Below are 13,073 nucleotides of genomic sequence, written 5' to 3'. Positions count from 1 at the left end.
TGATTCTTTATCAGAAAGTTAACCCAAGCTTGAAGCCCAATGGCATCACCCATGGGGTCACGTTATACCGCTCGATACCCTGCTTGAACTGAGTGCCCGCCTGCGCGCCTGACTCCTGCTGGAACGCCTGCTCGGGATCGATACCGATTTTCGCTTTGGTCCAAAGAATGATGTTTCTGCTGTAAATGGCCACATTCGCATTTTGCAGACCCAGGCGTTTGACAAAATTGGCGGGCAGGTCGTAGCCCAGGGACACTTCACGCAGCTTGATAAATGAAGCATCGAATGTAGCGGCACGTGTGAAATCCCAGGGATAGTTGTCGCCGTAGGGAATGTATTTCGTGTCCTTGCCACCGAGGTTTTCGGTATAACCTGTGATTTCACCGCCTTCATTGTATTGAGCGATCACACCCGGATTGAATACGGCATAATCGTAGGTATTGCCTCCGTATTCAAACGGGAAACCTCCATACTCTTTGGTAGGGCCACCGACGATATTGAATTTGTTTCCCTGAATAACCACCTTGTTGTTCTCTACCAAATAGTTACGCAGCTGGTCGCCGGTCATACCATTCGGATTGATCAGGTTATCAAGGAAACGTTGGGATTTCAGGTCGGATTCGCCGTAGCGGTAGGTTTGCGACACGAAATCACCACCCTGCCGCCAGTCGAACGACATATTGAGGCTGAAACCTTTATAGGACAGTGAAGTTTGTAAACCGAGGATGAAATCCGGGTTGAAGTTCCCGATCTTGTTGCGCGTTTTCGACGCGGCGATCGATTGCCAGGAACCATTTTCGTCCAGAATAGGGTAGCCAAAGTATGGCGAGTTCTTATCTTTCACGGTCACAATCTCGGCATCATAAATATCTCCGATCTTTTCGCCTACATACGTCCAAGCACCTCCCTTGGCGTCCGTCCAGAGTGTGTAAGAGTCGAGCCCTTCCGACAATGATTTAATCGTTGTCCGGTTTCTTGACCAGTTCGCATTGATATCCCAGCGCCAGCCATTCTTGTCGATCGGCGTTCCGCCTAATGTCAGTTCCAGACCTTTGCTCACGAGCAAGCCGGCATTGATGTTCATGGTTGTATAGCCGCTGGCCCCTGAAATTTTGGTCGGAATAATCTGGTTTCGGTTTTCAACCTGGTAATATGTGGCAGCTAGTCGCACGCGGTTGTGATAGAAATTCAGGTCGAGACCATATTCATACGACGTTGCGATCTCCGGTTTAAGGTCGGGGAGAAGGATTTGTCCGGGCTTGGACAAACGGGTGACGCCATCCCACGCACCTGCATTGCCCAGTGTTGCCAGCAAACTGTATGGGTTCGTATCATTACCTACCTGTGCCCAGCCGCCTCTCAGCTTGAACAAACTGATCTGGTTCGCCATCGGGAACATTTCATTCAGCAGCACGCTCAAAGAAGCCGATGGATAGAAGTACGAGCGGTTGGCCTTAGGCAATGTACTCGACCAGTCGTTTCGGGCGGTCAAATCCAGGTAAACCATGTCTTTGAAACCGAGGTTTACCAATCCGTAAGCGCTGAACACCGCTTTTTCGTATAACACATTGTTATAATTGAGGTTCGCAGGGGCAATATTTCCCAGGGTGTAAAGGCCGGGAATGATCAACCCTGTGCCGTTTTTGGTGGACGAATTCAAATCCGTGTTCTTTTGGTAACGCGTGTTACCGCCGCCTGAAACCGATACACTCAGCGCATTGATGTCACGCTTGTAACTTAAGAGGAAGTCCGCATTACGCTCGAACCGCGATAGGTTGATCACACCGAAACCGCCGCGGCTGTCGTTCGTGTAACTATTGCCGATTTTTGTCTGGCGTTCTTCGCGATAGGTGTCCAGTGCATAGCGGCCCATTAAGCTCAAATGCGGTGTGATCTGCCAGTCGGCCTTCACATTTCCGAAAACCCGGTCACGGACAAAGCTGTTATTGACCTCGTAAGCCAAAAACCAGGGGTTGTTATAAGCACCCGGTCCTTGCGACAACTGCTGTAAACCTTCCTGTCCCGGCACCCAATAGTTGCGCAGGTCACGTATATCGATGTGCGGCGATACCGCATAGGCCCATTGCAGCGGGTTGGTTCCACGGTTGGTAGACGGCCGGTTGTTCGAATTATTGCGGCTCAGATCAACGTTGGTGCTTACAGTCAGCTTCTTGCTGAGACGTACGGACGAATTCACGCTGAAAGAGTTGCGAAACAAATCAGAGTTGGGGATAATGCCGCGGTTCGACATGTTTGAATACGACAAACGGTAGGTCACCAGGTCGTTACTGTTGGAGATGGATACGCCATTGGTGGTCGTAATGCCCGTGCGGACAAAGTTCTTTACATTGTCGGGATGAGAAATGAGCTCGGTCGGAATGGGCTTACCGCTGGCATCTTTCGGACTATTCCATTGCACTGCTTTGTACCCCTTATCCAGCTCGGGGCCTACTCCTCCGGCGGATCCTTCGTCGATGATCAGCACACCTCCCGGGTATGGGTTATTGTCGGGTGTAAAAGGGAGAATACCTGTCGCGAATTTGTGGTGCATGTTCAGGTATTTGTAAGGTTTGTCAAAAACGGTACTGGAATTGACAGAAACAGTCATTTTCTTCGCTTTGCTACCGCTTTTAGTCGTGATAAGCACTACCCCGTGACCTGCACGCGAGCCGTAGAGCGCCGCCGCATTGGGTCCTTTCAGAATCGAAACGCTTTCAACATCGTCGGGGTTAATGCTTGAAATCGCATTACCGTAATCGACGCGGTTGTCCTTGCCTACCTCGCTGATGTTGTTCAGGGTGTTGGCAATCGGCACACCATCGACTACAAAAAGCGGCTGGTTGTCGTTACTGAGTGAGGTAGCGCCCCGGATGATCATACTCACCGACGACCCTGTGCCGCCCGTAGAGCTGATGGTAACACCGGGAACCTTTCCGGACAGGGAGTTCAGCACGTTTTCCTGTGCCACCCGGCTGATATCCTTACCCTGAACCTCCGCAACCGCATATCCCAGCGAGCGTTTTTCACGCGATAGGCCCAATGCCGTAACCACGGTCTCTCCCAGGGTCTCGACGCCTTCCGCGAGATCCACGTTAATCACCGATTCATTTCCCACGACCACTTCCCGGGTTTCATGTCCGATGTACGAAAAGACGAGCACAGCTTTCGACGGGTCGTTGACATTGATCGAGTAATTACCACTTACGTCCGTGGAAGTCCCCACCTGGGTACCCTTCACGACAATGCTGACGCCGGGCAGTGCCGCCCCGTCTATTTTTGAAGTAACTTTTCCTTTGATCGTCTTATCGAAGATTTCCCCCGCAAATGCCGGGCCGACGAGGGAAACAGCCACGAAAATGCATAAAAGCAACCTTCGCAGGCTAGCAGTAGAATTTGGGTCCATAGTTTTTGTATTTAAGGTGATGGGTACTGGTCATGATACTGAGAGAAAAGCTTTATGTTAAAAAATGAAAGCACGACAGTCTTATATAATCCGTGTCAGCGGTATTAATAACATGGTATCAGTTGAGTAGCGGATCACCTTCCGGGAGCTTTGCTCCGAAAAAACTTCTTGAAATCCTGCTCACATTACTGGGGATGGTGTCTTTTGGGCTATTCCTAGGAAACTGACTTTTTTAGTTTTTAACAAACAATTAATAGAGGGGTGAGTAATTGTAATATCTGTAATCCGCTATAATTCTTTCGGCCCGGCTTCGCCATTGGGCCTGCTCTCCTTCAACAAACGGTTGAAGTAAATTTCGAGCGCGTCGGAGTAGGTTTTACCCCGTTCCTCATCAGAAATCCCTGTGAGAAACTCCGCCAGTTCATCCTCGGATATCTTATTGCTGATTAGCTTGTTAATCAAAATTTCAGCCCGGGACAATGACATGGTGTTAGTTAGTTTTGGTATGTGACAAGGATACTGACAAAGTGCTGTAACAGACTATTCCCGGAATACGGATTTTTTGGAGAAAGCAGTTGCAAAGCAACCACGTCTCTCTGCACATTTTGCCCTGCCCGGTATTTCAGCGCATCCTTTTCTGTTTCAGGCTTAAATTGACAAAATAATGAAGGCTGATCCTCGGCTGGATGAAGAAACGGCTTTTTGTCAGGATGCAATAAAAGTTACCGAAATGCCCTATTTCCAGGCTGATACGCCGGTTGTAGCTAATACCGGCGTGAAGTCCGAGAAAATCGGCCCGGTAATCCCGGTTTACCATGCTGGCATTTAAACCAAAACACGGCCGTATACGTCCAGAACCGATATACCTGCCAAGGCCGACCTCGATAGTCCTGGCCGTACGGCTTTCCCAAGTGCTCGAAGAAGAGCTGGCGCCAATACCTGGTGTAAAGAAAATAGCCGCTCTGATGTAGCGATTTCGAAACTTTCGCGGGAAGTTTACCCGTAAACCGAAACCATAAGTCGGCTTATTTTGAATTTTAACCCTTCCCTCCCAACTGTCGACACCGGCGTTCAATTCGAGATCGAATGTTAACTGACGGCTTTCCGTCTGGGATCGTACGCTATCTTTTGTAAATGATGCGTTGTACGATTCAATATATCGCACCAGATATTTTTCCTGGTACGGCGGTAAGGGCCCATTGAACCGCTTCGAATCTCCACATAACCTCGCAAGCTGCCTTTTATATTCGTCATACACTAATAAGAAACTCTTATCTCCAACTGATTTGTAGAACGGATAGTAGTAGAGTTCCTTCAAATTACCACCCTTTTCAATAAAGAAGCGGGAATGTTGCGAACGATCCATCAACTCGAACAGCGTCACTTTACCAACCCCTACCAATTCCTGCAAAAATACCTGCGCAGAGTCCTTGCTCTCGAATGACGGAGTAAATGTATACGCGTTAGTTAAACTAATGTCAAGCAACCCGATTTTCTTGCTCTTATAAATCTCTTTTGCCGACACTAGTCCAAAACCGGCAATATTTTCAGCCGCATACGTTAATGCCGCCGTGTTTAACCTTTTGAATTCAATTCGTTCCGGGCTCACCGCCCAGTCTTCGTCACGGACAAGTCCGCGGATCGTGTCATTCTGATTGGTTAGGATGTAGCCTTCCACAAAGTTACCTTGCGCGAGGGTTTTGGTTATCGTGATTAAATGAAAGATAAACAGGCAAATGATTACATTATTGAAGATGTGTGTATAGTTCTTCATGATGTGTGTTGGTTGTGTTTTCATAGGTGTGTTTTTAATTAAAAGAAAACAATATTGACCGATATTCAGGCGATGGCTATCTGCCTTTAGCAAAAAACGGTTGCGCCCGAGGAAGTCACTCAAATACATCGCTGAACATCAGTCATCATAAAAAACTTTCACCTCGCTTCCAGTATTCATGTTCCTTTCTCTCTCCGCCTTGGTGGCGAGCATAACATAATAAACTCCTTTCCCCGAGGTCGGTCTTTCGTGGGCAGCAATTCTTCTATATCCTAATTTTCTTACGTTACTGTTAGCGGATTTGAAATAGCCGTCACCTGAAAGTAGCATTACCTTTTCTCTCTCACCGAAAACCAAATAGCCCGAAAAGCCGTCATTTATGCCGGAATATTCAACCCATACTCTTGGTGAATTATTGGAAATGTCCCCGTAATAAAATGTTGAAATCCCGCACTCATCTACCCGCTTGATTACCAATCCCTTGTATTCATAAATAACCTCAACATGCGTGTTACAACATGATGCTAAAAGCATTATTGCCGTAATGAAAAAAAGTAACCTCATAATCTTCAATTTATTTCTGTTTGCGAATGAAATTCTTCCCAATGTCAATCGACCGCTGAGTAAGTTTGCTTTCTCCATACTTACCTATCAAATAGCCTACACCAATCCCTACGCCCGGCGACCATAAAGTTAAAGCTCCCACACTAGCAGATAATAGTCCCGTTAGTGGCTTATTGTTATTTGTTAAGTTGTAGGCCCCATAGCCAAATTGAATGATGGGTTCTATAAAGGACAATTCTGCAACCGCGCCGGCGGCAAAGTTACCCGCATCTCTTGGTGATGCATATCTACCATACAGCAACGAACCGTTTGAAACATGCGTCTTTAAATCCCAGTCGCCATTAGTGCCAGCCCTATTGAAGTATTCCCCTATGGAAGGGTCTGAATTGATTATTGCCTGAACTCTTTCCGTGAGAGTTTTTGAACCGAAATCTATTTTGATATCGGCTTTTGCTACTTGTCCTGTCCTATTGTATAGGTTTTGGTCAGCAAAACTTAAGGCATGTAAACTCTGGCCCATCCGTTGTCCATCAGCGTCTGTATTACCTTCACTATATCTCGACTGTACGGCTTTTGCCGCCCCATCTCCGTTGCCTTGATGCTTATACACCCCTAAATCTCCATCGTCATAAACTGCTACTACGTTACCATTTTCATCGGTATGTGTGCTTAACATTCCTGTCGGATCAGTAAATTTAAGTGGATTGTTCATCACCCATCCGTAAGCAGACCAAGGGTAATAGTGATGAGACATCGGATCAATTTGGGCAGCTCGCCCAATTTCCGACATATAGATCCTAGCACCACAATCCAGGTATCCGATCCCAACCTGTAATTCCTTGTTATTATAAAGATATCGGTTGTAGCCGTTCCGCACTTTCAGCTGCTGTGCCGGATTGTTGCGGTCTATTTCCAGGCCGAAGGGATAGTAATCCGTGCGCTGCAACGTCTGGCCTTTTTCGTCAAAAACGAGCCTTACGTTACCTAAGTGGTCTTTCAGGTAGTATTCGAACGCGATATTGTTGTTACGAAAAATAGCCTGGCCTTCTGAAAGCGCTATGCGGTATGGATTATTGGCATTGCCGACCTGCCGGTATTGAAATTGACCGGCGTATTTCAAGGTAAGTGTGTCAAAAACGTATTTGTGCTTGCCGCCGAGTGCATCGTAATCGTAGGTTGCCGTTTTACCTCCCAGCGCTATGGTTTTAGGGAGATTGAGATAATTATACGTCAACGTCGCGCTCCGGTTCCCGTCGGAAGTCATATTGCCATTCCCATCGTAACCGTAAGAACTCGCTCCGCTTTTGACGCCCAAATTACTTCCGCTGCCATCATTGACTAACGATAACCGGTTACCAGAATAAGTATACGTCAGGTTATCGACCGCCGCTCCGGCCCTTACTATCGCTTTAAGATTTCCATTCTTGTCATAGATAACGCCGCCCTCCGTATCCGCATAACCGCCGACGCCCGCAGAACCGGTCATTCTGCTCGCGTGGTCATAAGTAAAATTGAGACCCTTTGTGTAGGAAGCGTCATTTTGGTTGAGCCACTGCATTTGGCTGATGTTGCCATTCGTGTAGCTGTTTCCGTTGGCATAACTCAGATTATACCCAAAGAAATTTTGCTCAGGATTGTTGTCTTGCTGCTTATAAACCGTCCGCCCCTCCGTTTGCCAGCTTCGGATGTTGTAGGTCAGATTGGTCTTGCGCAGGTAATGAACATTATCAGGCGAATGCAACCAATGACTTTGCTCCTGCCCAAGCGTATTGTAGCGATGTGCGGTCGTAAAGAGCTCTTTTGTCTTGTTGGCACTCATCACCTTTTCCTTCACACTTAGCAGCCGGTCTGCATGATCGTACTCGAAGCTGGCTATGTAAGTATGCGTTACATTGTTAGGCAAAAGCTGTTCTGTTTTCTGTTCCGCAGCGACCGGTGCCAAATCGTATTTGTACTGCGTTGAAATGCGTTCCCTGCTGTTTGCACCCAAATCAGACAATTCGCGAATAGCCTGAATGGGCCGGTATTCCGCATCGTAGTAGGTTACGGATGTCAGCCAACCACCAACAGCTCCGCTCCCGGGAAGCAACCTGGCACGTGTGCCTGTAGTTTGGCCTTTTACATTCGCATTGGACGACGGGTAATAGCTGGCGCTGTAGTTCAGATTGGCCGGTTTTGAAAAAGCATAATCATCATAAAATGTAATGGTTAACAAATTCGCCTCCGTTGCCGTCTTAGGGGCCGTTTTGTCCAAAGTATAACCCTGAACAGCACCGTTGTTACGTTCCTCGTGGTGCTCGGTGTTGGCATCGACAGTCATGGCCCAATTTTGCCTGGTAGCATTTGAAACTATTTCTCCCGTAACGACTGGCCTATCTAATGCGTCATATTTGGAAAAAGCCCATACACCACGCGCCAACTGATTGGGATCTCGGGAAAGGACCAGTCGGTTATATTGGTCTTATACGAGTTCCGTCACACCTCCGCCGGGTATTCGCCTGACGGTCATGCGGCCACGCTCATCGTAATCATAGGTGAACGCGTGATCGGTCAACGACGGCACATCCTGATAATTCGGCTGAAAAACACTCCGCAACAGCCCGGCATCGTCATAAATGTAGTAGGTGGACAAAACATTGCCGACATCGATAACAACCTGCCGACAGATTACCTGCCCGAGCAAGTCGGCAAACTCGTTGCTGACATTACCCTGTTCGTCGGTAATATTTTTGTAAGTCAATGTTCCTGCTGCATACGATCCTACCTGAACCATGGTGTTTGTCACGGGATCATAGTCATAGCGATTGACCTGATTTGCCGTATTCACCTTTTGTTTAATGACCGAAGTGCTGCTTTTATTACCAGGAGCCCGTTCTCCCGAGATGCGATTAGTCGGTGCGGGTTCAAAGAATGTCTCCTGATAAGACCTTCCCAGATCCGACGATACCAGGCCGGCACTGTTGGCATTGTACCAATTAGTGGCTTCGCTGGTCGCATTTCCATGAAACGCCCCATTTCCAGAAGCCGCATAAGGGAGGTATTTCTTGATAATCCGGCCAGCCGCGTCGTGCTCCAACGGTTCGACGAAATCCTGACCGACCGGATTCTGTGCTACTGTCACCTTTTGTAGCGGTCGGCCAAGACCATCGAAATACTGTACTTGTGTGGCGACCTTATTCACGTCGTCGTCATTTGCTCCCGACTGCTTATAAGTTTTATGGATAATGTAGTTACGCGTATTTGTCTGCTGTGCATAGCCTGTGATCCGCACAAGCATGCAGATCACGAGCCAGGATAATGTGTGTTTCATACCTGAATCTGAATTTAAGTAAATGAATAGAAAAAAGGACGGGCTATTGCCTTGCGACCCGGTGGATCCCTGTCGAACCGTCGCGATAGGCAATGCGTACGACGTACACCCCAGCAGGCAGGCTCGAAACATCAATCTCTGGCTGCCATGGAGTTGACAGGACCTCATCGCCTCCAGAATCAAAAATCGCAATTCGCGTAATTGCCGACGGATCCGATACCCTTATCTGCAACTTATTCCCGACGGAAATCGGATTGGGATAGAGTATGGCCTCACGCTGGTCCCCAAACGTCACACTTTGCATACGACTATAAGCATAAGAACCATCCTGATCGACCATTTTAAGCCTGTACAAATTTTCCGAGGGTAATGGAATGGTATCGGTAAAAGTGTAGGATTGTTTTTCACCACTTTCCCGATGCGACTTCACCATCGCTATCGTTTCCCATTGTTTCCCATTGCCGCTACGTTCAATTGCAAAATGGTCACTATTGGATTCATAGGTTGTTACCCACGACAGCAGAGCTGCATTTTCGCGCCGGACCGCGTTGAACTCAACCAGCGTTACCGGCAAAGCAGCCTCAGAAATAAGCAGTAAAGGAGGTGCAGAAACTGTTCCGGCGGGCGCCAATGCGGCACAATCGACTACCTGACCTGCGAGATTATAGCAATAACCCGCTCGTTTAGGCCCGGCGGCATTGTTTGAAATCACGGATTTCAACCTGTTGAAACTGTCGTACTCATAGAAAAGCGTTCTACCATTCGGATCCTGGATTGTTTCAACGCCTATGGCCGGCTTGTAATCGTAGGTCGAGGATTGCGCTGTAGATGTACCGTCTGCAATAGTTCGCTTTTTGAGTAAATCGGTCTTGCCTATGTTGGCAGTACCGAAATATTCCAACTTATTGACAGGCCCGTTAACTTCCTTGTAAGTCAGCAGGTTTCCTCTCGAATCGTAGGTAAGGAATTCGATGTCGGTGGTGAAAGACGGTGCAAAACCAAGTTTACTTTCTACCTTTTTAGGTTGGTAGTTCCCTGTAAAAAGATCGTAGGAAATCGTTGTTGCTCTAATCGGAGTTGGCGACACATCCAGACCGGTATAATTAAGCATTTCAACAACCGGGCCAATTATGTGTTTACTAGTCATAGCGATGCTTGCCGCGTCGCCTTGGTTGAATGGGTATCTGTACCTGTTTTTTATCATCCTTCCACGACTATCACTCTGCCCCTCTGTATCCAGTTGTCCGTTAGGCCAATACATTCTGCTGGTCATAGAACTACTAAATAGAACCGGATTATCCTGGTCATAAGTATTTTGAACTATCTCCGTCGGAAGAAACTTCCTTACATCTATCAAACTTGCTGTGCCTTCATAAACCTTATGATTAGTCTGACACAATAGTTCCACCAACGTCTTTACAGAGCGTGCAGAATACTCGCCGAGCGGTCCGATAGGGCTAAAAGTCTGTGTTGTCTTTGAAGCCAGATTTCCATTCTGATAATAGCTTGCGAGGTTGAGCAGCTTTCCTCTGGTATAAGATTTGTTGTTGTACGGCTGATAAGGTGTCGCACTAGGTTGGAGAAAACCCGACGGTGCCTCATCCCGATACCCGTTGTCGAAGTTCGAGAATTGATACACCTTCCACCCCTCCGTCGAAGACCGTTCAATGACTTGTGAATAACCCACATGTACCCCCATTGCATTTTCGGATATTGGTAGAACTGATTGGGTGGAAAAAATATCTTCCTCTATCAATACCCCGGCTGTCTCCGGTAATGGTTTGTAGTCGGGCCAATAATACTGCGTTTTACCGCCCAATACGCCACTCGAAAGTACTGACGACGAGGTGTCAGGATTAGCAGCATTGAAGCTGGCCAGATAGTAATATTTTTTCGTAACAGAAGGCAGTACTAAGCCAGGGTCATAGCTTACGACTTCACGGATTCTCAATCCGCCTGCTGTCTGATTCGATGCGAAACTGTCCTCGCCTTCCCAGCGTTTCAGTTTGACTTCCTTTGAGTAGCGATGCGGTTCAAACCAAAACTTTGTGATACCACCTGTTGGATATTTTATCTGAGACAATGATCCCAGACGATAATATTTCCCAAGGCTCGCCGGATTTCGCGAATTCAGGCCATAGTTGCCAAAATCATTAAAATCCGTATTCACATTAATCATTTTACCATTGTTGAATCCCCAGTGATCGGTATGCGACTTGCAATAGGGTGGTAAGCTCAACTGAGGGTCTACATGGTAGGTAAATTCGTACGCCGGTAATTTATTTGCATTATAACCTGACTTTTCCTCCACCTTCTGCAACATCAACCGCTCGGTAGCTATATTATTGAACGTGAGCTCAAACTCCTTGATAGTACTGCCGCCACCGTTCTGAATAACAATCTTATCCAGCTTCCGCCATTTGAGCTTTGCCAAAAGCTGCGCTAAACTTGGGCTACCGCAATTGTTGGGCGCTGTGTTAACGGGATAAAAACAGTCATACAGATAAGTAAGGTAGTCTCGCTTGTTGAACCCGGGAACACTCAATGAAAGGCCATTTATATATGGGTCAAAAATATCCTGAGAATAGGGTAACTCATTGCTAACACTCGTGTTATAGATGACCCTAAAATTATCCGCAGTGATTTGTTTAAGATAAATTGGAGAAATAAGCTTTCCATTATACGGCCCCATCTGACCAATCAACGATGACCAGTTACTGCACGAGAAAAGGTTTCCTCCGTTGACCCTTGCCATCTTGTTATAAATAGCAATGTACATCTGGGCTACAAAATCACCTCTCTCGTACAAAAACTGAATCGCCTGCCCTGCCGGTCGCACAATGCTTTTCAAATACCAGGAATTGCATGTCCAGTTAGATTTGCCCTGATTGAAAAAATCCAGACTATACTCCATGCAGGAATTATCACCACCTCCAAAAAATATATTGTGTGCCAAGCTCATCGGTAATTATGAAACCCTCAAAATGCTCTGCGTAATGTTGGTTATTAAAACTGTCCCATTGATTTCCCGTAAAGGTAGGAGGGGTAAAAGGCGGATAAATCGGTACTCCACTATTAATCAATTGAACTCTCACGGGGCGTTCGGATTGCACTTTCCACTTTGCATCACTGCCCAGATAAAATTTCCCCGAAAATCCCGGAGCCGAAAAGTTGAACTCGTCAGGTTCGGTATCGATATGAATCTGGTTTAGTGTGGTATTTGCGATGGCGATTATACCTGTGTTCTGAGACCAATCCACTCCGTTGAGCAATGCGGTATGATACGCATAACCGTGTTCGCCGAGCGTACTCGCATTGGGTTTGTTGTCATCCGGTGCATCTCTGACCGTCCTGGCTACTGCATAATGGGTAGACAATGTAAAGTTCATCCCTACCCACCCCGGATGTTGTTCTGGCCGAACACCGGCTGCGTCGTATACGAGTGAGATCGGTAACTTCACCGGGCCGTCGGCAACCTCATACAGATTGACCGAAATTTCCGGCTTGCCGGTATAAAGCGACACCGGAATTTCTCCATGAGACCCAAAGCTTGCTGCGTTAGGACTTTGAATTGTACTCGGAGCTTTCGGAATATTCTCCTGTATTTGCAAATATTGGATGGCATTCGCCAGCTTAACCGAATCTTCCGAATCTGGTTTGGGCACAATCTGCGCAGACAACCTTGTACAAAAAAAGCAAAGGGCAAAAGTCAATAGTAATGTGTGTCCCATGTAGATGATAGAGATAACCGGACAAAGAGCATCCAGCTGACCTGCAAGCAGGCCGGTGAAACAATAGTTACAGGTGCGAAATGCACAAAACGGGCATGATAATGAAAGCGGGTGCTGGTTCACACTAGTTGAGCTCCGGAATTCAACTAATGCTATACGGGCAAACATATACTACCAGTCCTTCCCTAAAAGTATATAGTTATCCAGCAACCCATTTCGACCATCGAACGGCTCAATGTTCGTGGCTAACCCCTATTTTTGTGAAAATTTTACCATATTAACAGGAAGTAT

At 47.1% G+C, this 13,073-nt stretch carries 8 protein-coding genes; all 8 read right to left on the bottom strand.

The genetic code is table 11. From position 1 onward, the window contains the following. Positions 1–10: 10 nt before the first annotated feature. The 8 genes from AAHB90_RS23985 to AAHB90_RS23950 all read right to left on the bottom strand — a co-directional run bounded on the left by AAHB90_RS23985 (position 11) and on the right by AAHB90_RS23950 (position 12,905). Positions 11–3,403 carry a SusC/RagA family TonB-linked outer membrane protein gene (locus AAHB90_RS23985; protein ID WP_342087781.1) on the bottom strand — a complete coding sequence of 1,131 codons (3,393 nt, stop codon included), beginning with the start codon at positions 3,401–3,403 and terminating at the stop codon, positions 11–13. Positions 3,404–3,691: 288 nt separating this feature from the next. Beyond that, positions 3,692–3,889, bottom strand: coding sequence for a hypothetical protein (locus AAHB90_RS23980; protein WP_342087780.1), 198 nt, complete (start codon positions 3,887–3,889; stop codon positions 3,692–3,694). A gap of 136 nt (positions 3,890–4,025) precedes the next feature. Next, on the bottom strand, positions 4,026–5,201 hold the full coding sequence (locus AAHB90_RS23975) for a hypothetical protein (protein WP_342087779.1): 1,176 nt from the start codon (positions 5,199–5,201) through the stop codon (positions 4,026–4,028). A gap of 114 nt (positions 5,202–5,315) precedes the next feature. Further along, entirely contained in the window at positions 5,316–5,741 is a 426-nt protein-coding gene (locus AAHB90_RS23970) for a hypothetical protein (protein ID WP_342087778.1), read from the bottom strand. Between the two features lie 10 nt (positions 5,742–5,751). After that, positions 5,752–8,061 (bottom strand): RHS repeat domain-containing protein, encoded by a 2,310-nt coding sequence (locus AAHB90_RS23965; protein ID WP_342087777.1) that lies wholly within the window; start codon positions 8,059–8,061, stop codon positions 5,752–5,754. Positions 8,062–8,202: 141 nt separating this feature from the next. Continuing rightward, positions 8,203–9,051 (bottom strand): DUF6443 domain-containing protein, encoded by an 849-nt coding sequence (locus AAHB90_RS23960; protein ID WP_342087776.1) that lies wholly within the window; start codon positions 9,049–9,051, stop codon positions 8,203–8,205. Between the two features lie 43 nt (positions 9,052–9,094). Then, complete coding sequence (locus AAHB90_RS23955; RefSeq protein WP_342087775.1) at positions 9,095–11,902, bottom strand: T9SS type A sorting domain-containing protein; 2,808 nt, start codon at positions 11,900–11,902, stop codon at positions 9,095–9,097. A 73-nt stretch (positions 11,903–11,975) separates the two neighbouring features. After that, the gene (locus tag AAHB90_RS23950) at positions 11,976–12,905 is read right to left on the bottom strand and encodes a hypothetical protein (protein WP_342087774.1); all 930 of its coding nucleotides are present in this window, start codon (positions 12,903–12,905) and stop codon (positions 11,976–11,978) included. Between the last annotated feature and the right edge of the window lie 168 nt (positions 12,906–13,073).

This window comes from Dyadobacter sp. OTU695, from assembly GCF_038440355.1.
GTDB lineage: Bacteria > Bacteroidota > Bacteroidia > Cytophagales > Spirosomataceae > Dyadobacter.
Note: the sequence above shows the minus strand (reverse complement) of the source record. Positions and strands in the feature narration are given on the sequence as shown.